The 26,010-nt window shown below is 69.8% G+C and carries 24 protein-coding genes; 9 read left to right on the top strand and 15 right to left on the bottom strand.

The window, feature by feature from the left end; all coding sequences use genetic code 11:
• Window positions 1-99: 99 nt before the first annotated feature.
• Window positions 100-1,149, top strand: coding sequence for an NAD(P)-dependent alcohol dehydrogenase (locus tag AC57B5_RS22665; protein WP_496400375.1), 1,050 nt, complete (start codon window positions 100-102; stop codon window positions 1,147-1,149).
• 38 nt (window positions 1,150-1,187) lie between these two features.
• Here AC57B5_RS22665 and AC57B5_RS22660 read toward each other — a convergent pair whose 3' ends face one another.
• From AC57B5_RS22660 to cbiE, 6 genes are all read right to left on the bottom strand, one after another.
• Entirely contained in the window at window positions 1,188-1,613 is a 426-nt protein-coding gene (locus AC57B5_RS22660) for a type II toxin-antitoxin system VapC family toxin (protein ID WP_180318716.1), read from the bottom strand.
• On the bottom strand, window positions 1,610-1,867 hold the full coding sequence (locus tag AC57B5_RS22655) for a FitA-like ribbon-helix-helix domain-containing protein (protein WP_180318715.1): 258 nt from the start codon (window positions 1,865-1,867) through the stop codon (window positions 1,610-1,612). The genes AC57B5_RS22660 and AC57B5_RS22655 overlap by 4 nt, the downstream gene beginning before the upstream one ends.
• 103 nt (window positions 1,868-1,970) lie before the next feature.
• Window positions 1,971-2,789, bottom strand: a complete 819-nt coding sequence (gene cobF, locus AC57B5_RS22650; RefSeq protein WP_496400374.1) for a precorrin-6A synthase (deacetylating) — start codon at window positions 2,787-2,789, stop codon at window positions 1,971-1,973.
• Complete coding sequence (gene cobM / locus AC57B5_RS22645) at window positions 2,786-3,664, bottom strand: precorrin-4 C(11)-methyltransferase (protein ID WP_496400373.1); 879 nt, start codon at window positions 3,662-3,664, stop codon at window positions 2,786-2,788. The genes cobF and cobM overlap by 4 nt, the downstream gene beginning before the upstream one ends.
• Entirely contained in the window at window positions 3,661-4,149 is a 489-nt protein-coding gene (locus tag AC57B5_RS22640; protein WP_496400372.1) for a cobalamin biosynthesis protein, read from the bottom strand. Before AC57B5_RS22640 ends, cobM begins: the two co-directional genes overlap by 4 nt.
• Window positions 4,146-5,348: a precorrin-6y C5,15-methyltransferase (decarboxylating) subunit CbiE gene (gene cbiE / locus AC57B5_RS22635; protein ID WP_496400371.1), complete on the bottom strand. Its 1,203-nt coding sequence runs from the start codon at window positions 5,346-5,348 to the stop codon at window positions 4,146-4,148. The genes AC57B5_RS22640 and cbiE overlap by 4 nt, the downstream gene beginning before the upstream one ends.
• On the opposite strand from cbiE, the gene AC57B5_RS22630 reads away from it, so the two are divergent.
• Window positions 5,347-6,132, top strand: a complete 786-nt coding sequence (locus AC57B5_RS22630; protein WP_199961958.1) for a cobalt-precorrin-6A reductase — start codon at window positions 5,347-5,349, stop codon at window positions 6,130-6,132. The two genes, cbiE and AC57B5_RS22630, sit on opposite strands and share 2 nt — an antisense overlap.
• On the opposite strand, the gene cobJ is transcribed toward AC57B5_RS22630, so the two are convergent.
• Genes cobJ through AC57B5_RS22610 form a run of 4 tightly spaced genes read right to left on the bottom strand, consistent with a single transcriptional unit; the run spans window position 6,075 to window position 9,529 of the window.
• Window positions 6,075-6,899 carry a precorrin-3B C(17)-methyltransferase gene (gene cobJ, locus AC57B5_RS22625; protein ID WP_496400370.1) on the bottom strand — a complete coding sequence of 275 codons (825 nt, stop codon included), beginning with the start codon at window positions 6,897-6,899 and terminating at the stop codon, window positions 6,075-6,077. The two genes, AC57B5_RS22630 and cobJ, sit on opposite strands and share 58 nt — an antisense overlap.
• Window positions 6,893-7,663, bottom strand: a complete 771-nt coding sequence (gene cobI, locus AC57B5_RS22620; protein WP_034397234.1) for a precorrin-2 C(20)-methyltransferase — start codon at window positions 7,661-7,663, stop codon at window positions 6,893-6,895. The genes cobJ and cobI overlap by 7 nt, the downstream gene beginning before the upstream one ends.
• Window positions 7,653-8,282, bottom strand: coding sequence for a precorrin-8X methylmutase (locus tag AC57B5_RS22615; RefSeq protein ID WP_034397236.1), 630 nt, complete (start codon window positions 8,280-8,282; stop codon window positions 7,653-7,655). Before AC57B5_RS22615 ends, cobI begins: the two co-directional genes overlap by 11 nt.
• Window positions 8,282-9,529, bottom strand: coding sequence for a ferredoxin-like domain-containing protein (locus AC57B5_RS22610; RefSeq protein WP_496400369.1), 1,248 nt, complete (start codon window positions 9,527-9,529; stop codon window positions 8,282-8,284). The genes AC57B5_RS22615 and AC57B5_RS22610 overlap by 1 nt, the downstream gene beginning before the upstream one ends.
• 247 nt (window positions 9,530-9,776) lie before the next feature.
• On the opposite strand from AC57B5_RS22610, the gene AC57B5_RS22605 reads away from it, so the two are divergent.
• Together AC57B5_RS22605 and AC57B5_RS22600 are read left to right on the top strand one after the other, a co-directional pair.
• On the top strand, window positions 9,777-11,540 hold the full coding sequence (locus AC57B5_RS22605; protein WP_315532912.1) for a methyl-accepting chemotaxis protein: 1,764 nt from the start codon (window positions 9,777-9,779) through the stop codon (window positions 11,538-11,540).
• Window positions 11,541-11,558: 18 nt separating this feature from the next.
• Window positions 11,559-12,674: a FecR family protein gene (locus AC57B5_RS22600; protein WP_496400368.1), complete on the top strand. Its 1,116-nt coding sequence runs from the start codon at window positions 11,559-11,561 to the stop codon at window positions 12,672-12,674.
• 54 nt (window positions 12,675-12,728) lie between these two features.
• Here AC57B5_RS22600 and AC57B5_RS22595 read toward each other — a convergent pair whose 3' ends face one another.
• A complete protein-coding gene (locus AC57B5_RS22595) occupies window positions 12,729-13,439 on the bottom strand; it encodes a LexA family protein (protein ID WP_096914122.1) in 711 nt (236 codons plus the stop codon).
• 70 nt (window positions 13,440-13,509) lie between these two features.
• Here AC57B5_RS22595 and AC57B5_RS22590 point away from each other — a divergent pair, with 70 nt between their 5' ends.
• From AC57B5_RS22590 to AC57B5_RS22580, 3 genes are all read left to right on the top strand, one after another.
• Window positions 13,510-14,214, top strand: coding sequence for a hypothetical protein (locus AC57B5_RS22590; RefSeq protein ID WP_496400367.1), 705 nt, complete (start codon window positions 13,510-13,512; stop codon window positions 14,212-14,214).
• Between the two features lie 164 nt (window positions 14,215-14,378).
• Window positions 14,379-14,981 carry a thiol:disulfide interchange protein DsbG gene (gene dsbG, locus AC57B5_RS22585; RefSeq protein ID WP_016448401.1) on the top strand — a complete coding sequence of 201 codons (603 nt, stop codon included), beginning with the start codon at window positions 14,379-14,381 and terminating at the stop codon, window positions 14,979-14,981.
• 58 nt (window positions 14,982-15,039) lie between these two features.
• Window positions 15,040-15,717, top strand: a complete 678-nt coding sequence (locus AC57B5_RS22580; protein WP_232240429.1) for a glutathione S-transferase family protein — start codon at window positions 15,040-15,042, stop codon at window positions 15,715-15,717.
• Window positions 15,718-15,741: 24 nt separating this feature from the next.
• On the opposite strand, the gene AC57B5_RS22575 is transcribed toward AC57B5_RS22580, so the two are convergent.
• The 3 genes from AC57B5_RS22575 to AC57B5_RS22565 are packed head-to-tail and all read right to left on the bottom strand — an operon-like array spanning window position 15,742 to window position 21,628.
• On the bottom strand, window positions 15,742-17,220 hold the full coding sequence (locus AC57B5_RS22575; protein ID WP_496400366.1) for an efflux transporter outer membrane subunit: 1,479 nt from the start codon (window positions 17,218-17,220) through the stop codon (window positions 15,742-15,744).
• Between the two features lie 5 nt (window positions 17,221-17,225).
• Window positions 17,226-20,381, bottom strand: a complete 3,156-nt coding sequence (locus AC57B5_RS22570; RefSeq protein ID WP_496400365.1) for a multidrug efflux RND transporter permease subunit — start codon at window positions 20,379-20,381, stop codon at window positions 17,226-17,228.
• A gap of 26 nt (window positions 20,382-20,407) precedes the next feature.
• Entirely contained in the window at window positions 20,408-21,628 is a 1,221-nt protein-coding gene (locus AC57B5_RS22565) for an efflux RND transporter periplasmic adaptor subunit (protein WP_496400364.1), read from the bottom strand.
• 137 nt (window positions 21,629-21,765) lie between these two features.
• Between AC57B5_RS22565 and AC57B5_RS22560 the strand changes: the two genes are divergently transcribed.
• Both AC57B5_RS22560 and AC57B5_RS22555 read left to right on the top strand, forming a co-directional pair.
• Window positions 21,766-22,332 (top strand): TetR/AcrR family transcriptional regulator, encoded by a 567-nt coding sequence (locus AC57B5_RS22560; protein ID WP_496400363.1) that lies wholly within the window; start codon window positions 21,766-21,768, stop codon window positions 22,330-22,332.
• Between the two features lie 144 nt (window positions 22,333-22,476).
• Entirely contained in the window at window positions 22,477-23,391 is a 915-nt protein-coding gene (locus tag AC57B5_RS22555) for a LysR family transcriptional regulator (RefSeq protein ID WP_097205711.1), read from the top strand.
• Here AC57B5_RS22555 and acnD read toward each other — a convergent pair.
• Window positions 23,379-26,006 (bottom strand): Fe/S-dependent 2-methylisocitrate dehydratase AcnD, encoded by a 2,628-nt coding sequence (gene acnD / locus AC57B5_RS22550; RefSeq protein WP_496400362.1) that lies wholly within the window; start codon window positions 26,004-26,006, stop codon window positions 23,379-23,381. The genes AC57B5_RS22555 and acnD overlap by 13 nt on opposite strands.
• Window positions 26,007-26,010: the final 4 nt, after the last annotated feature.

Here is a 26,010-nt window from a genome sequence, read left to right as displayed (position 1 = left end):
AAGCCCATTAAGCATTGATTAGCTAGTCAGCAGGGCAGGCGGCGGCAAGAATGCCCGCATCCCTTCCACACCCACCAGGCATCCCACGAGGAACATCCCATGACCGTCAAAGCCTATGGAGCCCATGCGGGCGACCTGCCCCTGCAATCCCTGGACATCACGCGCCGCGCACCGGGCGCGCACGATGTGCAGATCGAGATCGCCTTCTGCGGCGTCTGCCACTCCGACATCCACCAGGTGCGCTCGGAATGGGCGGGCACGCTCTACCCCTGCGTGCCGGGCCACGAGATCGTGGGCCGCGTCTCGGCCGTGGGCGCCCATGTGTCGGGCGTGAAGGCTGGCGATCTGGTCGGCGTGGGCTGCATCGTGGACAGCTGCCGCCATTGCGCGGACTGCGACGAGGGCCTGGAGAACTATTGCGACCACATGGTCGGCACCTACAACGGCCCCACGCCCGATGCGCCCGGCCACACGCTGGGCGGCTACGCGCAGAGCATCGTCGCGCATGAGCGCTATGTGCTGCACATCCGCCACCCCGAGGAACAGCTGGCCGCCGTGGCGCCGCTGCTGTGCGCGGGCATCACCACCTGGTCGCCGCTGCGCCACTGGGGCGTGGGGCCGGGCCACAAGGTGGGCGTGGTGGGCATTGGCGGCCTGGGCCACATGGGCATCAAGCTGGCCCACGCCATGGGCGCGCATGTGGTGGCCTTCACCACCTCCGAGTCCAAGCGCGAGGCGGCGCGCGCCCTGGGTGCCGACGAAGTGGTGGTCTCGCGCAACGCGGCCGAGATGGCGGCGCACGCCAAGAGCCTGGACTTCATCCTCAACACCGTGGCCGCGCCGCACGATCTGGACGCCTTCTTCACCCTGCTCAAGCGCGACGGCACCATGGCCCTGGTGGGCGCGCCGGCCACGCCCCATCCCTCGCCCCAGGTATTCAACCTGATCATGAAGCGCCGCAGCCTGGCCGGCTCCATGATCGGCGGCATTCCCGAAACGCAGGAGATGCTGGATTTCTGCGCCGAGCACGGCATCGTGGCCGATATCGAGATGATCCGCGCCGACGAGATCAACGCCGCCTACGAACGCATGCTGCAAGGCGATGTGAAGTACCGCTTCGTGATCGACAACGCCACGCTGGCGGCCTGAGGCTGCAGCCCGGAAGGCAGGCCGGCGCCCTGGTCTGTCTAGGGCGCTGCCGTCCAGGGATTGATGGTCTGCAGCCCACCGGCCTCGAACGGACTGGTGTCGCGCGTTGCCACCACCAGCCCATGCGCCATGGCAGTGGCCGCTATATAGCCATCGGCCTTGGCGATGGCCCTGCCCTGCGTCTTCGCGCTCGCCATCAGATCGGCATAGGCCTTTGCCGCGTCCAGGTCAAAGGCCAGGACACGGCCGGCGAAGGCCGGCAGAACCTCATGCTCCAGTCGCTCCTGGTAGATAGTGCGGCGCCTTCCCTCAGGCATCGCTGCAATGCCGTAGCGCAGTTCTGCCACGGTGACGGCAGACAGATGCAGCGTTTCAATGGCCTGGGCATCCATCCAGGCAAGCACTCTGGAGTCGGGCGCAAGCCTCCAGAGTTCCGAAATGACGTTGGTATCGACAACGATCATTCAAAGTCCATGGGCTCGGCTGGCGCCCTGTCGCGCAGGCGGTTGAAGCCCTCGGCTTCGGAGTCGGTCAGTCCTCCTGCCTCGCGGGCAATGGACGCCAGCATGGAGCCCAGCCTGACACGCTCTGCCGGCCGGACGGCGGCTTCCAGAATGTCGCGGATTTCCGCCTCCGTACTGCGGCCATGGTGGGCAGCGCGTACCCGCAAGGCCCGGTGCACGGCATCGGGCAGGTTTCTCACAGTCACATTGGCCATTGCGCAGCCTTTCGCAAAGTTCGCCAGCAATGATATCAATTCGATGATTTAGATATCAAGCCCACCATTCGCATGACCATGCCTGCGTTGTGCCGCGCTGCAGTCAACTGCCGCGCCGCAGCAGGTAGATGTCCATGATCCAGCCATGCCGCTCGCGCGCTGCGGCTCGGGCCTGCGCGATGCGCGGGGCGGCCTCGGCCAGCGGGCCGCTGTCCAGCATCTGGCGGTCCATGCCCAGGTAGGCGCCCCACCAGATGTGCAGGCCGGCGTCCATGTCGCTGCCGTCCGAGTCCAGCAGCTCGGTGAAGCTGCACTGCCCGTCCAGCATGACCACGGCCGTGTCCACGCCCGGTGGCCAGCCCTGCTCGCGCAGTTGGCGGCCCGTGGTCACCACGAAGGGCTGGCCTATGCCGTTGAGCGCAATCGCATGCGCGGCGCACAGCACCTGCATGGAGCTGATGCCCGCCACCACGCGCACGCTGTGCGGCGCCGGCTGCATGCGCGCGGCAATGCGCAGGGTGCTGTCGTACAGAGCCGGGTCCCCCCAGACCAGCAGTGCGACCTGCAAGGGCTGGCCGGGGGTGCGCGGCTGCAGCCCCTCGTCCAGGGACCGGGTGATGGCCGCCTGCCAGCAGCGCGTGATGGCCGCATGCCATTCATCGACCTGGGCCAGGTAGTCGTCGCCCACGCTGCGGCGCACGGGCATGTCGAAGCCTTCGATGCGCGGGCCGGGCGCAGTGAGCACGGCATCGCACAGGTCGCGGCGCAGGGCGGCGAGTTCGGCCTTGTCCTCGCCCTTGTGCGGCAGCAGGATCAGGTCGGCGGCCTGCATGGCGGCCTGGGCTTCGCGCGTGAGGTGGTCGGGGTTGCCCGTGCCGATGCCGATCAGGCTCAGCGCCACGGGCGGCAGGGCCGCGCTCATGGGGCGGGGTTCCCGAGGGGCACGTCGCTCACGGTGTCGCTCACGGTGTCCCTCAAGGTATCCCTCGCGGTATCCAGCGCGGCATTCGCATGCACATCGGTGGCGGGAAAGCGCGGCTCGGTGCCCAGCGGGCGGTAGCGGCGGTCGTAGTCGGCCGCGTAGAGGCGGCTTTCGCCGAAGTCCTCGGCCTGCAGGCTGCGGCCCACCAGGATCAGGGCCGTGCGCTCCATATGGGTGGCCACGGCCTCGGTCAGGCTGCCGACCGTGGTGCGCACCACGGTTTCGTCAGGCCAGCTGGCGCGCCAGACGATGGCCACGGGGCAGTCGGCGCCGTAGTGCGGCAGCAGCTCGGACTGCACCTTGGCGGCCACATGGATGGACAGATGGATGGCCAGCACGGCGCCCGTGGCCGCGAAGGCGGCCAGGTTCTCGCCCTCGGGCATGGCCGTGGCGCGGCCCGAGGTGCGCGTCAGCACCACGGACTGGCACAGGCCGGGCAGGGTCAGCTCCGCGCCCAGCGTGGCGGCGGCGGCCGCGAACGAGGGCACGCCGGGCGTGACGGTGTAGGCAATGCCGGCCTCGCGCAGGCGGCGCAGTTGCTCGCCCATGGCCGACCAGACGGACAGGTCGCCCGAGTGCAGGCGCGCCACGTCTTCGCCACGCGCCTCGGCGGCCTGGATCTCGGCCGCGATGTCGTCCAGGCTCATGGATGCGGTGTTGACGATGCGCGCGCCCGGCGGGCAGTGCGCCAGCAGCTCGCGCGGTATCAGCGAGCCTGCGTACAGGCAGACCGGGCAGGCCGCCATGAGGTCGCGCCCGCGCACGGTGATCAGGTCGGCGGCGCCGGGGCCGGCGCCGATGAAATGCACGGTCATGCCGTTTGCTCCTTGGGGTTGCATGCCTTGCCGGCAAGGGCCAGGCAACAGTTCAATGGCCCGGCCTGGCCGAAGGCCAGGGCCAGGGTGGCGCTGCCGTCGTCCGCCACCAGGCGGGTGACGCTCAGCGCGGAATGAGGTCCTGCTGCGGCCAGTGCCGCCGCCTCGGCCACGCTGCCGGTGCCGTAGCGCGCCAGCATGCGCGGCGATTGGGTGACCACCGGCTGGCCCGGCAATTGCGCGGACGGCACACGGACCAGGACGGCCGAGGGCACGACCGCCGACATCCAGGCCTCCAGCGCCGGATGGCCGGCCTTGGTGTCCAGCACGGCCACGGCGCAGACGGGCTGCGGCGCGCAGGCTTGCTGCAGCAGGTGCGCCTGGGCCCGCTGCCACAGCGCCTGCAGCGCATCGGGCAGTGCGTCGGTGTGCAGGCCCAGGCCCAGCACGCCGCAGCGGTGGGGGGTGGCTTCGCCCGGGTTCACCGCTGCCAGCTCCACTGCACCAGCGGCCGCGCAGCCTTCCAGCTGCGCATGCGGCCCAGCGGCTCGGCGCTGGAAATCTCCAGCCGCAGCAGCTGGCCGCCGTGCTCGGCCTGCAGTTGCACCAGCAGGGCCTCGGTCTCCAGCGTCACGGCATTGACCACCAGGCGGCAGCCTGCGGGCACGAGGGCCTGCAGGCGCTCGAACAATTCGGCGTCAAAGCCCCCGCCCACGAACACGGCCTGGGGCTGGGCCAGCGCCTGCAGCCCGGCCAGCGCCTCGGGCGCCACGCCCTGCACCACGCGCAGGCGCGCCTGCAGGCCGAAGCGCCGGGCGTTGTGGCGGATGTTGTCCGCACGCGCCGCATGCTGCTCCAGGCTGATGGCCGAGCCACCGGCCAGGCACCACTCCACGGCCACCGAGCCCGAGCCGCCGCCCACATCCCACAGGCATTCGCCGTGGCGCGGCGCAAGAGCCGCCAGGGTCAGCGCGCGGGCCGGGGCCTTGGTGATCTGGCCGTCGTTGGCGTACCAGTGATTGGGCCGGCCCGGCACCAGCGGCAGGGCCGCGCCGCCCTGGGCGAGCACGGCCACGGCCACGGGCGCGCAGGCAGGGTCGGCGGCCAGGGCCTGGGCGGCTTCGGCGGCGCGCCATGCGCGGCGGCGCTCGCGCGGGCCGCCCACGGATTCCATGACCTCCAGGCGGCTGTCGCCCCAGCCTTCCTGCACCAGCCAGTCCGCCAATGCGGCCACGGCGGCGCCATCGCGCAGCAGCACCAGCGACTGGCGGCCTGGCGACAGGTGCGGCAGCAGCTGCTCCACGTGGCCGGCGTGCAGGCCCAGGCAGACCGTGTCTTCCAGCTTCCAGCCCAGGCGGGACGCCAGCAGCGAAAATGTCGAAGGTTGGGCGTGGCAGCGCCACTCCTGCGGCGCCAGATGCGCCGCCAGGCTGCCGCCCGCCCCGAACCAGAACGGATCGCCCGACGCCAGCACCACCGTGGGCCGGCCACGGCAGGCCAGCACGGGCGCCACGTCAAAGGGCACGGGCCAGGGACGGCCCCGCTCGCCGGCACCGGCCAGCGCCAGGTGGCGCGGCCCGCCAAAAACGGTCTCGGCCGCGTCCAGCGCGCGCAGCGCGGCGGGCGAGAGGCCGTCCAGGCCGTCTTCGTTCAGGCCCACCAATGTCAACCAGGGATCAGTCATGCCCCATGTTCTCCTGCTGGGCGGCACCAGCGGCGCAAGCCAGCTGGCCCAGGCCCTGCACCGCGCCGGCATTGCCGCCGTGTTCTCGTATGCGGGCGTCACGCAGTCGCCCGTGGCCCAGCCCCTGCCCACGCGCGTGGGCGGATTTGGCGGTGCCCAGGGCCTGGCGCAATTCCTGCGCGGGCAGGCCATCAGCCATGTGGTCGATGCCACCCACCCGTTTGCCGCACAGATGAGCCGCAATGCCTGCCAGGCCTGCGCCGCCACCGGCACGCCGCTGCTGGCGCTGGAGCGCGAGCCCTGGCAGGCCAGTGCCGGCGACGCCTGGATCGACGTGCCCGACATGCAAGCCGCCGCTGCCGCCCTGCCCCAGGCAGCCGCCCGGGTGTTTCTGGCCGTGGGCCGCAAGCAGCTTGCGGCCTTTGCGGGCCAGCCGCAGCACCACTACCTGCTGCGCCTGGTCGATGCGCCCGAGCCCGGCAGCCTGCCCCTGCCCCACACCACGGTGGTGCTGGGGCGCGGTCCTTTCAGTGCGGACGACGATGAAGCCTTGCTGCGCACGCACGGCATCGAATGGCTGGTGGCCAAGAACGCGGGCGGCGAGGCCACGCGCGGCAAGCTCGATGCCGCACGCGCCCTGGGCCTGCCCGTGGTGATGGTGCAGCGCCCGGCGCTGCCGCAGCGCCAGCGCACCGGGTCGGTGGCTGCGGTGCTGCACTGGATTGCTCATGGCGTGCTGCCGACGGCGCCGACAGCACCGCCCGCGCCGCCATCCATGCCGTAGTGGCGTGGCGTGTAGACCCAGCGGCCCACGCGGCGCGTGGCGCTGTTGCCCACCAGGACCACGGTGCGCATGTCGGCCATCTCGGGCGTGGCCTCGGCCAGCGTGCATACGTGCAAGTGTTCCTCGGGCGTGGACACGGCGCGCGCGAACACCAGCAGGCGCTGCGGCTCGCAATGGGTGCGCAGCAGCTGCAGCAGGCGCACAAAGCCTTCGGGCCGGCTCTTGGAGCGCGGGTTGTAGAAGGCCATGGCGAAGTCGGCCTCGGCCGCCAGTTCCACGCGCCGCGCGATCACCGGCCAGGGCTTGAGGTTGTCCGAGAGATTGATGCAGCAAAAGTCATGGCCCAGCGGCGCGCCAGCGCGCGCGGCGGCGGCCAGCATGGCGGTGATGCCGGGCAGCACCTGGATATCGAGCGCCTGCCAGGCGGCAGCCTGCGCCGCATCGGCGGATTCCATGGCCTCGAACACGGCCGACGCCATGGCGAACACGCCCGGGTCGCCCGAGGACACCACGACCACCTGCCGGCCTTGTGCGGCCAGCGCCAGCGCCTGGCGCGCGCGCTCCAGCTCCACGCGGTTGTCGGAGGCATGCCAGGCCACGGCCTGGCCCTGACCCGCCTTCGCCAGCAGGGCCTGCGCGCGGGACACATAGGGCAGGTAGCCGACCACATCGTCGGCCCCGTGCAAGGCGGCTGCGGCTTCGGGCGTGATCTGGTCCAGTGCGCCCGGGCCCAGCCCCACCACCGTCAGGCGGCCGGCGCTCACCATGCGGCCTCCGGCCGGCGGCCCTGGCCGTGCACGAGCACGATGGCGAAATAGGGGCAGGCGTCGTCGGACACATCGCCCAGGCGCGCGACCTGCTCGCTGTCCGTGGTTCCGTTCTGCACCAGCCAGGCGGCGTCAAGCCGGCCCGTGCGCTGCAGGGCGCGGCGGATGCGCGGCAGGTTGCGGCCGACCTTCATGACGACCAGGGCCTCGGCCGTCTGCATGCGGCGCACCAGCTCGTCTTCCGACAGGGTGCCGGTCATTACGCTGAGCACGTCGTCGCCCCAGGTGATGGGCTCGCCCGTGGCGTGCCAGCAGCCCACCATGCCGGGGATGCCGGGCACCACGTCCAGCGGCACCTGGCCGCGTTCGCGCAGCCGGGTGTACAGATGCATGAAGGAGCCGTAGAGGAAGGGGTCGCCCTCGCACAGCACCACCACCTGCTCGGTCTGCGCCAGCGCTTCCAGGCGCAGGCACCAGTCGTCGTAAAAGCGCGCCAGCAGGTCCACATAGGCGGGGCTGTCCACGGGCAGCTCGGTGGTCACCGGGTACTCCATGGCGTGCTCGGCAGCGCCTTGGGCCAGCAGGCCGTCCACCAGCTGGCGGGCCTTGCCGGGCCGGCCCTTCTTGCGGAAGAACGCCACCTGGCGGGCGCCGCGCACCAGGCGGTCGGCCTTGACGCTCATGAGTTCGGGGTCGCCCGGGCCCAGGCCCACGCAGACAATGCCGGGCCCGCCCTGGCTGGGACGCGGCTGCCTACTCGACATGGCTGGCCAGTGCGTTGATGGCGGCCACGGTAATGGCCGAGCCGCCCAGGCGGCCATGCACGGCCATGCAGGGAACGGGCAGGTCCTGCATCAGCGCCTGCTTGGATTCCATGGCACCCACAAAGCCCACGGGGCAGCCGATGATGGCGGCCGGCCGGGGGCAGGCCGGGTCCTGCAGCATGTTGAGCAGGTGGAACAGGGCCGTAGGCGCATTGCCGATGGCCACTACGGCCCCGGCCAGGTGCGGGCGCCACAGCTCCAGCGCGGCGGCGCTGCGCGTGTTGCCCATGTCACGGGCCAGCGCGGGCACGCGCTCGTCCGGCAGCGTGCAGATGATGGGGTTGGCGGCGGGCAGGCGCGAGCGCGTGATGCCCTCGCTGACCATGCGCACGTCGCACAGCACGGGCGCGCCGTTTTGCAGGGCCTGCGCGGCGGCCTCGGCCATGCCGGGGGAGAAGGCCACGTGCGGGGCCAGCTCCACCAGGCCGGCGGCGTGGATCATGCGCACCACCACGCGTTCCTCGACAGGCGTGAAGCGTTCCAGCGCCGCCTCGCGGCGGATGGTGGCAAAGGACTGCCGGTAGATCTCGGCGCCATCGGTTTCGTAGCGGTGCAGCATTATTCTTTTGAAAACAGCAATCCCGGATTGTCTCGCACCGAGGCCAGGGTCCGCTGCTCCTGCGCCCTATCCCCGGCACGGCCGTGGCGCACTACGGAATAGACAGGGCCTTCGCCCTCGTCTTCACCTTCTGCCCGCAGCACCACGGTGGCCGGCGCCTGCCGCGCGCAGCCCTTGGCGCATCCGGTCACATGCAGGTGAGCGCCATGGGGCACCTGCGGCGCCAGCTCCAGCGCCAGGGCCTGCGTGGGACCCAGGGCCTGGGTGCAGCCCGGCGCGCCGGTACAGGCGGATACGCGCAGGCGCGGGTCATGGGCGTGGGTGATCCAGTCAGCGGCGTCGTCCAGCCCTGCAGCCGCCCACCAGCAAGGCAGGGCCGCGCCAGCTTCTGCGTCTTCGTCTTCCACCAGCAGCATGCGCCAGGGTGTCACACGCAAAAAAGCCTGCTCAGGCAAGGCACGCACCAGCCGCGCCAGCGCCACGGCCGGCAAGCGGCCCAGCGGCGCGCCCAGCAGCCAGCCCACGCCGGGCACGGCACCGGGCGCCGGTCCTTCGCCGTGCGCCGGGGTTTCTGTCTCCACCCAGTCCAGTCCGGGGGGCGGCTGCAGTTGCGCCGCCACCGCGGCCATGCGTCCGGGCCGCAAGCCCTGGGCGCGGCGAAGGGAGGCCTGACCGGCAAACCAGCGCGCCAGCGCCAGGCCTGCGGCCACGGCCTGGCTTGCGTCGGCCACGGCCAGCGCCTGCTGCCGTCCATCGGGCTGCACCAGCCAGCCGGTGGCTGTGCGCTGCAGGCGGATATCGGCGGACACGCCCGCCAGCCGGCCCGGCGCGCCTTCCACCGACCAGCCGAACTTGGCCGGCAGGCCGGCCAGGTCGTCGGCCGCATCCAGTGCCTGCTGCAGGGCCTGGCCCAGCGCATGGACGGCCTCCTGCGGCCGGCACAGCGGGTCGATCACCAGATTGCGGCGGCGCTCGCGGCCTGCATCGGCATCGAGCAGGCCCACGGCCGCCAGGGCGCGCAGCACGGCGGCGTGCCGCCCGGGCGCAATGCCGCGCAACTGCACATTGGCGCGGCTGGACAGCTCCAGCGCGCCGTTGCCATGCACCCAGGCCAGGCGCGCCAGCCGCCGCGCCTGGGCCACCGTCAGGCGGCCCAGCGGGCGCACGCGCAGCACCAGCCCATCGCCGGAGGCCATGGGCTGCCAGGCGCCGGGGCACCAGCCTTGGATGTGGGGAGGGGTATGCATGGGGTAGGGGCCCCGACTGTAGCGCCGGCGCACCCGGCATCCCAGGTGCAAGACCCGCATGCGTTCATGAAATGCGGGCTTTCTTGATCCAGCCCGCCTGGGAAGCGGGCTGGTGACGCCTGGCCCCCACCTAGCCTGAATTTGTCAATTCAAGTTGAAATTTAACAATTCACCCTTAGGGTTTTATCAAATTGATCATTTATTTTTGATAGAAACTGATACTTGCACCACCTACCTGGAAAGCGCCATGAATCTCCGCACCTGGACCGTCAAGACCAAGCTCTACGCCGCCTTTACCGCCCTGGCTTTACTGGTCGCACTGGTTTCCGTATCTGCCCTTCATGCGCTGGACGGTTCCGACCGCAACCTGACGCAGTTCGTCGACGGCGTGAACGCCCGCGCCCATCTGGCCGAACAGGTGCGCGCGGCCGTGGACAGCCGCGCCATCGCGGCGCGCAACCTGGTGCTGGTGAACACGCCAGCCGATCTGGACATGGAAAAAACGGCCGTGTACGCCGCCCATGCCGCGGTCAAGTCCCACCTGGACCAGCTCAAGGCCCTGGTGGCCTTGCCCGGGGTGGGCGAGGAGGCTCGCGCCCTGGTCGCCCGCATCGACCAGATAGAGCAGCGATACGGCCCGGTGGCGCTGGACATCGTTTCGCTGGCGCTGCGCCAGCAAAGGGACGAGGCCATTGCCAAGATGAACAGCGAGTGCCGGCCGCTGCTGGCCCAGCTGATCGCGGCCACCGACGAGTACAGCCAGCTCACGCGCCAGCACGCCCAGGTCATGGTGGAGCAGGCCACGCAGTCCTATGTGCAGCAACGCAACATGCAGATCGGCGTGAGCGCGGTCGCCTTCGTGCTGGCCCTGCTCATGGGCCGGCTGATCGCACGCGGCCTGACACGCGCGCTGGGGGCCGAGCCTGCCCAGCTCGGTGAAGTCGCCCGCCAGATCGCCGACGGCAACCTCGACCCCGGACTGGTGCGCAGCGAAGCGCCCGCCGGCAGCGTGCAGGCCTCGCTCAACGCCATGCACCAGAGCCTGGCCAGCGTGGTCAGCGATGTGCGCAACAACGCCGACAGCGTGGCCGTGGCCAGCGAGCAGATCGCCAAGGGCAATGCCGACCTGAGCCGCCGCACCGAGCAGCAGGCCAGCGCGCTGCAGGAAACCGCAGCCTCCATGGACGAGCTGTCTTCCACCGTGCAGCAGAACGCGGACAACGCACGCCAGGTCAACCAGCTCGCGCGCGGCGCCAGCCAGATCGCGGCCAAGGGCGGCACCGTGGTGCAGGAAGTCGTGGGCGCCATGCAGGACATCCATGCCAGCTCGCGCCAGATCGGCGACATCGTGGGCGTGATCGACTCCATCGCTTTCCAGACCAACATCCTGGCCCTGAACGCCGCCGTCGAGGCCGCGCGTGCCGGCGAGCAGGGCAAGGGCTTTGCCGTGGTGGCCGCCGAAGTGCGCACCCTGGCCCAGCGCAGCGCGCAGGCCGCCCGCGAGATCAAGCAGCTCATCACTGACAGCGCCACGCGCGTCAGCCAGGGCGCGGAGCTGGCCGACCAGGCCGGCGCCACCATGGCCGAGGTGCTGCAATCCATACAGCGCGTGACCGACCTCATGGGCGAGATCAGCAATGCCAGCGACGAGCAAAGCGCCGGTGTGGCCCAGGTCGGGCAGGCCATGAGCCAGATGGACCAGGTCACGCAGCAAAACGCCGCTCTGGTGGAGGAAAGCGCGGCGGCGGCCTCCAGCCTCAAGTCCCAGGCCCAGCGCCTGGTGCAGGCCGTGGCCATCTTCCGCCTGGGCGACCAGGACGGCGCGGCACAGCAGCCGCGTTTGCAGGCGCCCCTGCCGGCGTCCGTGCCCACCCGCGCGGCCACGGCATCTGCGCTGGCCCCGGCCAGGCCTGCGCCGGCACAACCCTCAGCCGGTGCGCGCCCTGCACGACCTGTACGCCTCGCTGCGGCCAAACCGTCTGCCGAATCGCAGGACTGGACCAGCTTCTGAGGCCGGGAATCCGCACGCATGCGCCGCTACCGCTCCTGCACCGCGCCCCTGGACAAGGCTGCGCAGGTGCGCGAACTGGAAGAGTTCTTCCGCGGGCAAAACCCCATCGACCTCGCTGCGGCCGACTGGCACACGCGCATGGAGCAAGGCCTGACCGCCGAGGAAGAAGCCGAATTCACTGAATGGCTGGCAGCCAGCACGGCGCACGAGGCTGCCTTGCGCCACCTGGGCCAGAGCCTGGCGGCGGCGCGGTCCACTCCCCCCGAACAGGTGGCGCGCCTGCGCGCGGAGCAGGCACGCCGGCGCTCGCAGTCGGCGCCTCACGCCCCTCCGGAACCGGCCGCGCAGCGCCAAGGCTGGAGCTGGTCCCGCCTGCTGCCGCGCCCTGCCCTGGCGGCCCTGTGCTGCACGGTGGCCCTGGCCGTGGGCGTGGGCTGGCACCAGTGGCAGCAGCAGCCCACCTTCACCAGCAGCCACCTGACCCCACGCGGCCAGGCCAGGACCATCACCTTGCCGGATGGCACCGCACTGTCCCTGGATGCCGATACCCAGGCGCAGGTAACTCTGTACCGTGACCGGCGCGAGGTGCGCATCACGCAAGGGCAGATCCTGTTCGCCGTGGCGCCCGACGCCGCCAGGCCCTTTCATGTGCTGGCCGGCCCGGCGCGCGTCACCGTGGGCGGCACGCGGTTTTCCGTGCGCTATCGCGCCACGGGCATGGAGGCGGGCAGCGCCCAGGTGGCCGTGCAGGAAGGCCATGTGCGCGTGGCCAGTGCGCAAGGCACTGCAGCCGCTGGCGCCGCGCCCGCCGCCTTGGTCGCTGGCCAGGCCCTGAGCGTGTCGCCTGCAGGCGTGCTCGGTCCGGTGTCGGCTGTGGCGCCCGGCAGCATTGCGCTGTGGCGCAAGGGCCTGATCCGCTTCGAGAACACGCCCCTGGCCGACGCCCTGGCCGAGCTGGAGCGCTACGGGCCGACCGGCCTGGTGGTGCACGACCCGGCCATGGCGGCGATGCGCATTGGCGGCAGCTACCAGGCCAGCCGCCCCGCCGAGTTCGCACGCATGCTGGCCCAGATCCTGCCCGTCACTCTGGTGGCCAGGCCCGATGGCCAGACCGAGATTGCCGCTGCGCCCTGAGCACGGAGGCGGGGCGCCGGGGCCGCGCGGCGGTCTATCGAAACAGCTCGGTCGTCAGCTTCCCCGCAGCCGGCGCCGGTGTTCGATCACCGTGCCCAGCAGAACCAGCCGGTTCCTGTCGCTGCGCAGCACGGCATGGTCTTCGTTGAGCGGTACCAGATCAAAGACCTCGATGCCGTCCTCTCCCACACCGCGCACGCGGTACTTTCTGAGCAGCACCTGCCGCTTGCCATTCCTGGCCAGCACATGGTCGCCGGGCCGGGGGCTGGCCTGGGGATCGATCAGCACGCGGTCGCCCTCGCGCAATTCGGGCGACATGGCATCGCCCTCCAGCGCAAGAAAAAACGCACCGGGCGATGCGTTGTCCTTGCCGAATTCGATGTCCAGGGTTTCAGCGGGATCGGGGAATGCGCCGTCATCTGCCAGGGCTGCAGCCTGGGCATGCGAGAGAACGGGATATTGGCGCAATCCTTTGGGAAACTCGGGCAGATTGGTGCCGGGCGTGTCCCCCTCTGGAAGCAGGGGCGGCAGATCGGAAACCATCTTCACCAGCCTGGGACTGATTTCGAAAAGCGAAACCTTCAAGCCCTTGGCATATGCAATGCCCGCCTCCAGGCTGATGGGCCGGTTGCCGCTTTGGTGCTGGGAGACCATGGAGGAGCCGCCAGGAATGCCTGCCTTCTCTGCGAACTCGGCCTTGCTTTTCACAGTAGAGAGCAGGCGCTTCAGGTTCGCCGCCTCTTGCTCGGTGGTCCAAACTTTCATGTAGCGATGCTAATAATCGAAACCATTAGCAATGCTTTTCATTTTTCGATAGCTATGCTAAATTTTTCCCATGAAAAATGCAGCCAGCAAAACCCTGTTCCACCGTTTCATCCCCGGCCTGCGCTTCCACTCGTTCTGGTACTACCAGGCGCGCGGCTCCACGGGCAGGGTGCGCTGGGCGCGGCTGCCCATGGTCTCCGACGCCTGTGCGCAGGCCGATCCCCATGGCGCATGGTGGTGTGCGCAGCGGTGCGCCGCCGTTTTGGCTCAGCGGCCATGGCGGCTCATGCAACTGCCGCCCGGCCTGCCTGCGCAGCCGGATGCCCGCCAGATGGCGCATGTCCTGCAGCAATGGCTGCCGGGCTGGAGCGCTGCGCCGGCCAGCGTGCAGGTCTGTACCCACGCGCTTGAGAACGGCGGCAGTGCGCTGCTGCAGCTGCATGTCTGGGCCAGGAGCGCGCCCAGCATTCTTTGGGCATGGGTGGTTGGGGTGGAGGTCCAGGCGCGCCAATCCCTTCAGGGGCTGGCTCCTGCGCCAGGCAACCTGCAAGCCGGGCACCTGTCCCCGCGAGCCCTGCTGATCGTTCCCTTCGGCCAGGACTTGCCCTGGGCCACCGGCCATACCGCCCGGGTACGCCTGCATGCACGGGGGCCTCAACTGCGCGGGCCGCATGAAGTGGTTGCGCAGGACGGCTGCTGGTTTGAAGACAGTGGCCTGGATGCCGTGTTGCTGAAGCCGGTCTCGCGCGTTCAGGATGAGCGCGTATCCCTGTGAAGGGCCAGATGGGGCCAGATGGCGCAAGCGATTTCCTATAACGATGGAACGCGGCGGATGCACTCCGACTCACACCGTCCGCCGCTGTTGCCACAGCACCAGGCGTTGCACGCTTGCCGCACAGCGCCGCACCCTCATTCATTCAACCGTTTCAAGGAGTTCCCATGCATCTTCAACGCACCGTCCTTTTTGCAGGCATGGCTGCCAGCCTCTTTCTGGCGGCGGGATGGGCCACGGCCGCAGAAGGTCCTGCCACGGCCCAGGCCCCCCAGGCCAAGGCACAGGCCGCCAAGCCGGCGGGCGACACCGTGCAGGCGCAGCTGGAGACCTCCACCTGGGTGCCCGACGGCAAGGCCGATGCGCCGCGCGTGATCTATACCTTCACCGACCCCAACTGCAAGTACTGCCACAAGTTCTGGGAGGCCGCGCGTCCCTGGGTGGACGCAGGCAAGGTGCAGCTGCGCCACATCCTGGTGGGCGTGATCCGGGACGACAGCCCGGCCAAGGCCGCCGCCATCCTGCAGGCCCCGGACCGCGCGGCCGCACTGATGGAGCACGAGAAGAAGTCCGCCCAGGGCGGCATAGCGCCCGCCTTCAGCGTCAGCCCCGACGTGCGCAAGACGCTGGAGGCCCACCGCAAGCTGATGATGTCCCTGGGCTTCCGTGGCACGCCGGGCATCGTGGTGATCGACAGCCAGGGCGGCACCAAGAGCTATGGCGGCATGCCGCGCGATGCGGCCTTGCCCGAGGTGTTCGGGGCGCTGTGAACGCGCTGCCGTGAACGGGACGCCAGGTGATGCCCACACCTCGGCAGCCGCGAGTAGCATGGCCGGTAGGATCACCACTGCGGAGAACGCCACCATGCTCAAGCTCTACGGTTTTTCCAGGGTCAATGCCGGCGCGCGCGGCCGCACGCGCGATCTGCGCGTGCTGTGGGCACTCGAAGAGATGCAGCTGCCCTTCGAGATCGCGGGCATGGACCATCCCGCGCACGACCTGAACACAGAGGCCTACCGCCGGCTCAGCCCCTTCGAGCAGATTCCGGCGCTGGACGATGACGGGCAGGTGATTTCGGAGTCGGCCGCCATCGTGCTGCATCTGGCCAGGAAGTGCGGCCGGCTGATGCCCTCCGATGCAACCGGCGAGGCCCAGGTGCTGCGCTGGTGCTTTGCAGCCATGAACACGGTGGAGCCGCCGCTGCTCAGCCTGATGGTGCTGGACTGGACGGCCGATGGCAGCTGCGGCAAGCACCGCGAATTCCTGGTGGGCTGGGCGCATCGCATGCTGGGCAACCTGGAGCGCTGGCTGGACGGGCGCCGCTTCATTGCCACCGACGAATTCACGGTGGCCGACATCCTGATGGCGCATGTGCTCGCCTGCATCCCGGACAGCACGCTGACCGCGCCCTGCCCCGCCGTGGTGGCCTACCGCGACAGATGCCTGGCCCGGCCCGCCTGGCAGCGGACCCTGGCGGCCTACAACGCGCGGGTGGAGGCGGCGTAGCCGGGGCTCAGGGCTGTTCGGTGCTCAGGGCTGCTGGACGGCCGCCACAGGCTGGGACTGCGGTGGTGGCGGCGGCGCAGTCCAGCTGCCGCCCAGCACGCGGAACAGCTGGGCCAGCGCCAACTGCCGCTGGGTCACGGTATCGATGTAGGCGCTTTCATTGGCGAAGGCGCTGCGCTGTGCGTCCAGGTAGCGCAGATGGTCGTCCACCCCCGCCTGGTAACGGGCCTGCGCCAGCCGCAGGCTTTCGCGGCTGCTGTCGCGCAGCGCCAGGCGCGCGGCCTCCTCGCGGCGCAGCGTGTCGGTGGCGGCCAGGGCATCGGCCACTTCGCGGAAGGCGGTCTGGATGGCATGCTCGTAGGCTGCCACGGCCATGTCCTTGCGCAGCACGGCCAGGTCGAGGTTGGCGCGGTTGCGCCCCCCGTCGAAGAGGGGCAGCGTGACCTGGGGAGTGAACGACCAGGCGCGCTGGCCCGAGCGGAACAGGTCGGACAGATCGGCGCTGGACGATCCCAGGAAGCCGGTGAGCGAGATGCGCGGGAAGAAGGCCGCGCGCGCCGCACCAATGTCCGCGCTGCGCGCGCGCAGCCGGTGCTCGGCCGCCTGGATGTCGGGCCGGTGGATGAGCAGTTCGGAAGGCGTGCCGGCCGACAAATCCTGCAGCAGCATGGGCACGTCGGACGACTTTGCCGACTGTGCAGACCCTGCGGACAGGTACGGCCCCAGATCCTCCACGCCCGTCAGCAGCAGCAGGGCGTTGCCGGCCTGGCGCAGCTCGCGTTCGCTGCGCTCCACGTCGGCGCGGGCCTGGGCGGCCAGGCCCAGGGCGTCCTGGTGGTCCAGGGCGGTGGCCGTGCCCGCCTGGCGCCGCTGCGCGGTCAGGCGCAGCGAGGATTCACGGCTTTGCAGCGTGCGCTGCGCCAGTTGCAGCCGGCGCAGGGCCCCGTCGCGGGACAGGTAGGCCTGCACCACCTCGGCGCCCAGGCTGATGCGGGCGGCGCGCGCGGCCTCTTCGGTGGCCAGGTACTCGCCCAGGGCGGCTTCGGACAGGTTGCGCACGCGGCCGAACAGGTCCAGCTCGAAGGCGGCCACCCCCAAGCCGGCCTGCCAGCTGCCCTGCACCTGCGGCTGGCCCGTGGCATTCATGTCGCCCGGCAGGCGCTGGCGCGTGCCGCCGCCCTGCAGGCCCACGCCCGGCAGCCGGTCGGCGCGCTGCACCTGGTACAGGGCGCGTGCCGCCTCCACGTTGAGCAGGGTCTGGCGCAGATCGCGGTTGTGGGCCTGGGCCAGGTCCACCAGCTGGCGCAGCTGGCGGTCGGCGATGAAGCTGTTCCAGTCCAGCGTGGCCGCCGACGAGGACAGCACGGGCGCGGCATCCTGCTGCGGCCACTGCGTGGGAATGGGCGCCTGCGGACGCTGGTGGACCGGGGCGAGGGAGCAGCCCGCCAGCACCAGGCTGGCGGCCAGCGCACACAGGGCGCGTGGGAAGAAGTGCATGGACATGGCGCTTACTCCGTGGAGGTTGCCGGGGCCTGCAGGGCAGGCGGGGTGCCGGCCGGCGCCTTGCGCCGGAACAGGGACAGCACCCAGACGAAGAAGACGGGAACGAAGACCACCCCCAGCAGCGTGGCCGACAGCATGCCGCCGATCACGCCGAAGCCGATGGCGGCCTGGCTGGAGGCGCCCGCGCCCGAGGCCAGCGCCAGCGGCACCACGCCCAGGATGAAGGCCAGCGAGGTCATGACGATGGGCCGAAAGCGCAGCCGCGCCGCCTGCAGCGCGGCCTGCGCCAGGCTGTGCCCCTGCGCATGCAGGTCCCTGGCGAACTCCACGATCAGGATGGCGTTCTTGGCCGCCAGGCCGATGATGGTGATCAGGCCCACCTTGAAGTACACGTCGTTGGACAGGCCCACGGCCGAGGTGGCCAGCACCGATCCCAGCGCGCCGATGGGCACGATCAGCATCACGGCGGCGGGAATGCTCCAGCTCTCGTACAGGGCCACCAGCAGCAGGAACACCACCACGATGGCCAGCGCGAACAGCTTGGGCGCCTGGGCACCGGCGGCTTTCTCCTGGAAGGACAGGGCCGTCCACTCGTAGCCTATGCCGCGCGGCATCTCGGCCATGATGCGTTCCAGCTCGGCCATGGCCTCGCCCGTGGTGTGGCCGGGCCTGGCATCGCCCGAGATGCGGAAGGCCGGATAGCCGTTGTAGCGCGAGATCTGCACCGGCCCGCTTTCCCAGCGCACCGTGGCAAAGGCCGACAGCGGCACCTGCTGCCCGCCGGCGTTGGGCACGTGCAGGCGCAGGATGTCCTCGGGCCGCGCGCGGGCCTGCGCATCGGCCTGCACCACCACGCGCTGCAGGCGGCCGGCGTTGGGAAACTCGTTGATCACGGCCGAGCCGTAGGCCGTGGACAGGGCCGTGTTGATGGCGCTGAAATCCACGCCCTGGGCCTGCGCCTTGCGCCGGTCGATGTCCAGCCGCAGCTGGGGCGCATCCTCCAGGTTTTCCATCATGGCGTAGGCAATGATGGGCGAGGCATTGGCCTTGGCCAGCAGCTGGTCGCGCGCGGCGATCAGCGCCTCGCGGCCCAGGTTGGCGCGGTCCTGCAGGCGCAGTGCAAAGCCGCCGGAGTTGCCCAGGCCGTCGATGGGCGGCGGGTCCACGGCCATGACGGTGCCGTCGGACAGGCGGGCAAAGCGCTGGTTGAAGGCCTGCACCTCGTCCCAAGACGCCTGCCCGGCGCCGCGCACCGACCAGTCCTTGAGCGTGACGAAGGCCAGGGCCGCGTTCTGCCCCATGCCCGAGAAGCTGTAGCCCATCAGGAACTCGGCCTGGGCCGTGGCGGGGCGGCCCTGGATGTAGTCCTCCATGTCCTTGACCATGGCCTTGGTGCGCTCCGTGGTGGCGCCCGGCGGCAGCTGCACGCCGACGATGTAGTAGCCCATGTCCTCGTAGGGCACGAAGGATTCGGGCATGCGCGTGTACGCCACGCCCAGCCCGGCCACGATGGCGGCATACACCAGCATGCAGCGCCCGGCGCGGCGCACCAGCCGCTGGTTGAGCAGGTCGAAGCGCTCGGTCAGCGCCGCGAAGCGGCGGTTGAACCAGCCGAAGAAGCCCTTGCGCTCGGCGTGGTGGCCCTTGGCAACGGGCTTGAGCAGCGTGGCGCACAGCGCCGGCGTGAAGGTCAGAGCCAGCAGGCCCGAGAACAGGATGGACACGGCCAGCGACAGCGAGAACTGCCGGTAGATCACGCCCACCGAGCCGCTCATGAAGGCCAGCGGCAGGAACACGGCCACCAGCACCAGGGTGATGCCGACGATGGCGCCCGAGACCTGCTGCATGGCCTTGACCGTGGCCGCCAGCGGCGACAGCCCCTCCTCGGCCATGAGGCGCTCCACGTTCTCCACCACCACGATGGCGTCGTCCACCAGGATGCCGATGGCCAGCACCATGCCGAACATGGTCATCATGTTCACCGAAAAGCCCAGCGCATACATCACGCCCAGGGTGCCGGCCAGGCAGACGGGCACGACGATGGTAGGAATCAGCGTGTAGCGCAGGTTCTGCAGGAACAGCCACATCACCAGGAACACCAGCGCCACGGCCTCCACCAGGGTCTGGATGACCTTGCCGATGGCCACTTCCACGAAGCGCGAGGTGTCATAGGGCACGGCGTACTGGATGCCGGCAGGGAAGTTCTGCGACAGCTCGGCCAGGCGCGCCTTGACGGCCTTGGCCGTCTGCATGGCGTTGGCCCCGGGCGCCAGCTGCACGGCGGCGGCCACGCCCTGGCGGCCGTCCTCGCGCGAGGAAAAGCTGTAGTCCAGCTGGCCGACCTCCAGCCGCGCCACATCGGCCAGGCGCACGGCCGAGCCATCGGCCCTGGCACGCAGCACGATCTGGCCGAACTCCTCGGGCGAGGCCAGCGTGCCCTTGACGGCAATGGTGGCGCTCAGCTCCTGGCCGGGCCCTGCGGGCGAGGCGCCAAAGCTGCCGGCAGGCACCTGCGCGTTCTGGGCGGCGATGGCCGCGTTCACGTCCGCCACCGACAGGCCGTAGCCCAGCAGCTTGTTCGGATCGACCCAGACGCGCATGGCCACATCGGCCGCGAAGAACTGCACCTTGCCCACGCCGGGCACGCGGCGGATCTCGTTGTTGATGTTGCGCACGGCGTAGTCGGACAGGGCCACCTCGCTGTTGCTGCCGCTGCCGCTGCCGTCCTTGTAGGTCAGCGAGTAGATCATCAGGAAGTTGGCGCTGGCCTGCTCGACCTGCAGGCCCATCTGCATCACGGACGCGGGCAGGCGCGCCTCGGCCTTCTTGATGCGGTTTTGCACCTCCACCTGGGCCAGCGCGGGCTCGGTGCCCGGAGCGAAGGTGGCCGTGATCTCGGCCAGGCCCGTGGAGCCGCTGGAGGAGTCGAAGTACAGCAGCCCCTTGGTGCCGTTGAGCTCCTCCTCGATGACGCTGGTCACCGACTCCATCACCGTGGTGGCGGAGGCGCCCGGATAGTTGGCGGTGATCGAGATCTGCGGCGGCGCCACGTTGGGAAACTGGGAGACGGGCAGCGCCGGTATGGCCAGCAGCCCGGCGAGCATGATGAAGATGGCCACCACCCAGGCGAAGTTGGGGCGGTTGATGAAGAACTTGGACATGGTCTATTCCTTGGGCACGCGCCGGCTCAGTCGCTGGACGTGGCGGAGCTGCCGGAGGCGCTGAAGGTGCCGGACAGCCCCGCCGTAGGGGAGGCCGCGGCATCGGAAAGGGCCGTGACCTGAACCCGCGCCCCGGGCTGCAGGCCCGCCATGCGGCCCACCACCACGCGCTCGCCGCCCTTGAGGCCTGCGCTGATCTGCCACTGCGCGCCATGCATGGCCGCGGTCTGCACGGGGCGCATCTGCAGCGTGTCCTGGCCATCCACCACCAGCACGTGGGCCTGCCCGTCGGTGCTGCGCTGCACGGCCCGCTGCGGCACCAGGATGGCGGCAGGGTCCACGCCCTGGCCCACGGTCACGCGCACATACATGCCGGGCAGCAGCATGCCGTCGCGGTTGTCGAAGCGCCCGCGCAGCGCCATCTGGCCCGTGCCGCGGTCCACCGTCACATCCGAGAACATCAGCCGCCCCGTGCGCTGCAGGCCCGTGCCGTCCACCTTCAGGGAAACCGGCGTGCCGTCCTTGCCCGCCGTCTGTGCCAGGCGGCCCTCGGCCAGGGCCGCGCGCAGGCGCTGGGCTTCGGCCACGGGCTGCTGGAAGTCGGCATAGACCGGGTCGAGCTGCTGGACCAGCGCCATGGGCGTGGCCTCGCCCTGGCCCACCAGGGCGCCCTCGGTGACCAGCGCACGGCCGATGCGGCCCGCGATCGGCGCCCTGACCGTGGCGTATTCCAGGTTCAGGGCGGCCGCCTGCACCTCGGCCTGGGCGGACTGCCGCGCGGCCTGGGCCGCCTGCAGGCGGGCCTGCATGGCCTCGAAGTCCTGGCGGCTGACTGCCTCCTGCGCCACCAGCGGCGCGTTGCGGCCGACCACGGCACGCGCATCGAGCAGAGCCGCCTCGGCGCTGGCCAGCTGGCCCTGGGCGCGGGACAGGGCGGCGCGCAGGGGCGCCGGGTCGATCTGGAACAGCACCTGGCCGGCCCGGACATCGGCGCCTTCCTCGAAATGGCGGCGCAGCACGATGCCGGCCACCCGCGCACGCACCTCGGCCACGCGCACGGGCTCGATACGGCCCGGCAGCTCGCTGGACAGGGCCAGCGGCGCGGGCTGCACGGTGACGGCCTGCACCACGGGCAGCGCGTCACCTGCTGCGGCCGGAGCCTCGTTGCGGCCGCAGCCCGCTGCAAGGGCGGCCAGCACCAGGGCCGCCAGCGGCAGGCCACGTCGCTTGTTCAGACGCATGCTCATGTTCACAACCTGATTGAGTTCGATACGAAGGCCGCGATGGTACATATCAGAATCAAATGAGTCAACATCGATTCATTTGATGCTTTGGAACATCAACAGATAAAATCCATGCACTTTCCAAGGAGGCATGACAAGCGATGACGAGCACCAAGCAAGAGGACGAAGGCAAGCTGCTGGGCGCAATGGCACTGGCGCTGCTGGACGATCCCAAGGCCAATCTGCAGGAGCTGGCACGCGCCATCGGCATCAGCAAGGCCACGCTCTACCGCTTCTGCCCCACGCGCGACCAGCTCATCGACCGGCTCATAGGGCATGCGGCCGACACCCTGTCGCGCGCCATGCACGCGGCCGAGCTGGAGCGCCACGCGCCGCTGGAGGCGCTGCGCCGCCTCACCGCCCACTGCCAGGACCACCAGACGCTGCTGCTGTTCCTGATGTATTTCTGGCGCTCCGACATCTCGGTGGTCGGCCAGATAGAGAGCGAATGGGTGGCGGCCATGGATGCCTTTTTCCTGCGCGGCCAGCAGGCCGGCGTGTTCCGCATCGACATCACGGCAGCGGCGATGACCGAGCTGTGGCTTTCCATGGCCGTGGGCCTGCTGGATGCGGAGCGGCGCGGCCGTGTTGCGCGGGCCAGCGTGGCGGCCGTGATGGAGCAGTCCTTCCTGCACGGCGCCCTGCAGCCCGGCGCACCGGCCGCGTAGCACGCCCGGCGCCGACGGGGGAAACCGAGGTGATGAATGATGGTCATGCACTGCTTTCAATCGATGAAGGCAGCCATGGAATGGATTCACATCAATGAACTAGAATTTTTTTAGCTCACAAATCCATGAATTTTTCTCACCAAAATGCTCGAACGCACCCACCTCGCCATCGTCCGTGAAGTCGAAAAACAGGGCTCGCTGACGGCTGCGGCCGGCGTGCTGTGCGTGACGCAGTCGGCGCTGAGCCACAGCATGAAGAAGCTGGAGCAGCAGCTGGGCACGGACATCTGGCTGCGCGAAGGCCGCAGCCTGCGCCTGACGCAGGCCGGCCAGTACCTGCTGGCCGTGGCCCAGCGCGTGCTGCCCCAGCTGGACCTGGCCGAGGAGCGGCTGCGCCAGTTCGCCCAGGGCGAGCGCGGCGCGCTGCGCATCGGCATGGAGTGCCATCCCTGCTACCAGTGGCTGCTCAAGATCGTCGCGCCCTATCTGGCGAGCTGGCCCGATGTGGATGTGGATGTGAAGCAGAAATTCCAGTTCGGCGGCATCGGCGCCCTGTTCGGCTACGAGATTGACCTGCTGGTCACGCCCGATCCGCTGTTCAAGACGGGCCTGGAGTTCGTGCCCGTGTTCGACTACGAGCAGGTGCTGGTGGTCTCCAGCGCGCATGCGCTGGCAGGGGCCGATTTCGCGGAAGCCGCCCAGCTCGCGCCCGAGGTGCTGATCACCTATCCCGTGCCCATGGACCGGCTGGACATCTACAACCAGTTCCTCATGCCGGCCGGCATCACGCCGCGCCGCCAGAAGGCCATAGAGACCACGGACATCATGATGCAGATGGTGGCCAGCGGCCGGGGCGTGGCCGCCCTGCCGCGCTGGCTGGTGCAGGAGTACGCGGGCAAGCTGGACGTGGTGCCCGTGCGCCTGGGCGCCAAGGGCATTGCCAAGCAGATCTTCCTGGGCGCGCGCGTGGCGGACCTGCAGACCGACTATCTGCAGGCCTTCATCGAGCTGGCGCGCCAGCCGCTGGCCGCTGGCACCCTCCCTGCTCAGGCTGCCTGAGCCTGCGCCAGGAAGTCCTGCGCAAAGCGCTGCAGCACGCCGCCCGCTTCGTAGACCGATACCTCCTCGGCCGTGTCCAGCCGGCAGGTCACCGGCACGCGCAGCGTCTGGCCACTTCTTCGCTCAATCACCAGCGTCAGTTGTGCCTGTGGCGTGCGCTCGCCCTCAACGCCATAGATCTCCGTGCCGTCCAGGGCCAGGGTCTTGCGGTCGGTGCCCGGCAGGAACTGCAGCGGCAGCACGCCCATGCCGATGAGGTTGGTGCGGTGGATGCGCTCGAAGCCTTCGGCCACCACGGCTTCGACTCCGGCCAGCCGCACTCCCTTGGCCGCCCAGTCGCGCGAGCTGCCCTGGCCGTAGTCGGCGCCCGCGATGATGATCAGCGGCTGGCGTCGGTTCAGGTAGGTTTCCATGGCCTCCCACATGCGCACCACGCGGCCTTCGGGCTCGATGCGCGCCAGCGATCCCTTGTGCTGCACACCGTCGATGACGGCCATTTCATTGACCAGCTGCGGGTTGGCGAAGGTGGCGCGCATGGCCGTCAGGTGATCGCCGCGGTGGGTGGCGTAGGAGTTGAAGTCTTCCTCGGGCAGGCCCATGCGCGCCAGGTATTCGCCCGCCGCGCTGTCGGCCAGGATGGCGTTGGAGGGCGACAGGTGGTCGGTGGTGATGTTGTCGGGCAGCAGGGCCAGTGGCCGCATGTTGCGCAGCGTGCGCGGGAAGGCCGCCAGCGCGCCCACGCCTTCGGTATCCCAGTACGGCGGGCGGCGGATGTAGGTGGACTGCGGGCGCCAGTCGTACTGGGGCAGGGCCTTGTCTCCGTCGTCCTTGCGGATGGCGAACATGGGTTCGTACACAGCGCGGAATTGCGCAGGTTTGACCGCTTGTTCAACGATGGCGTCGATCTCCTCGTCGGCGGGCCACAGGTCCTTGAGGCGGATCTCGCGGCCGTCCACCACGCCCAGCACATCCTGCTCGATGTCGAAGCGGATGGTGCCCGCCAGCGCATAGGCCACGACCAGCGGGGGGGAGGCCAGGAAGGCCTGTTTGGCCTGGGGATGGATGCGCCCGTCGAAGTTGCGGTTGCCCGAGAGCACGGCCGTGGCGTAGAGGTCGCGCTCGACGATTTCCTGCTGGATCCTGGGGTCCAGCGCGCCGCTCATGCCGTTGCAGGTGGTGCAGGCAAAGGCGACGATGCCAAAGCCCAGCTGCTCCAGCTCGGTGAGCAGCCCGGCCTCCTTCAGGTACAGCTCCACGGCCTTGGAGCCCGGCGCCAGCGAGGATTTGACCCAGGGCTTGCGCGTGAGACCCAGGCGATTGGCATTGCGCGCCAGCAAGGCCGCGGCGATGACATTGCGCGGGTTGCTGGTGTTGGTGCAGCTGGTGATGGCGGCGATGATGACGGCCCCATCGGGCATCAGGCCTTGCGCCTCCTGGGCGCGGGCGGCCTGCAGCTTGGCCGCATCGGCAATGCCGCGCTCGGCCAGGGCCGAGGTGGGCAGGCGCCGGTGCGGATTCGAGGGGCCGGCCATGTTGCGCACCACGGTGGACAGGTCGAACTGGAGCAGGCGCTCGTACTGGGCATCGGCCAGGCTGTCGCTCCAGAAACCTGCGGTGCGCGCATAGGCCTCGACCAGGCGCACCTGGGCCTCGTCGCGGCCGGTCAGGCGCAGATAGGCCAGCGTCTGGTCATCAATGGAGAACATGGCCGCCGTGGCGCCGTATTCAGGGCACATGTTGGAGATGGTGGCGCGGTCGCCGATGCTCAGGCTGTCAGCGCCCTCGCCAAAGAATTCCACATAGGCGCCCACCACCTTTTGCTGGCGCAGGAATTCGGTCAGGGCCAGCACGATGTCGGTGGCGGTGATGCCCGCCTGGCGCCGGCCCGTGAGGCGCACGCCCACGATCTCGGGCAGGCGCATCCAGCAGGCGCGGCCCAGCATGACGTTCTCGGCCTCAAGGCCCCCCACGCCCACGGCGATCACGCCCAGCGCGTCCACATGGGGCGTGTGACTGTCCGTGCCCACGCAGGTATCGGGGAAGGCCAGGCCATCCTGCACGGTCACCACGGGGGACATCTTCTCCAGATTGATCTGGTGCATGATCCCGTTCCCTGCGGGAATCACATCCACGTTGGCGAAGGCCTTCTTCGTCCACTCGATGAAGTGGAAGCGGTCCTCGTTGCGGCGGTCCTCGATGGCGCGGTTCTTCGCAAAGGCGTCGGGATCGAAGCCGCCGCACTCCACGGCCAGCGAATGGTCCACGATGAGCTGCACGGGCACGACGGGGTTGACCTGGGCAGGGTCGCCACCTTCGGCCGCGATGGCGTCGCGCAGGCCGGCTAGGTCCACCAGGGCGGTCTGGCCCAGGATGTCGTGGCAGACCACGCGCACGGGGTACCAGGGAAAGTCGATGTCGCGGCGGCGCTCGATGAGCTGCAGCAGGTAGCTGTCCAGTTGCGCGGGATCGGCGCGGCGCACAAGGTTCTCGGCGTGGACGCGGGCGGTGTAGGGCAGGCGTGCCCAGGAGCCGGGCGAGAGGGCATCGACGGCGGTGCGGGCGTCGATGTAATGCAGCGTGGTGCCGGGCAGGGGTTTCTTGTGGGTGTGGTTCATGGGG

The sequence above is a fragment of the Delftia sp. BGA-UO-ETr-SB1 genome (assembly GCF_059567865.1).
The sequence above is the reverse complement of the archived record's forward strand: the minus strand, read 5'-3'. Positions and strand labels throughout refer to the sequence as shown.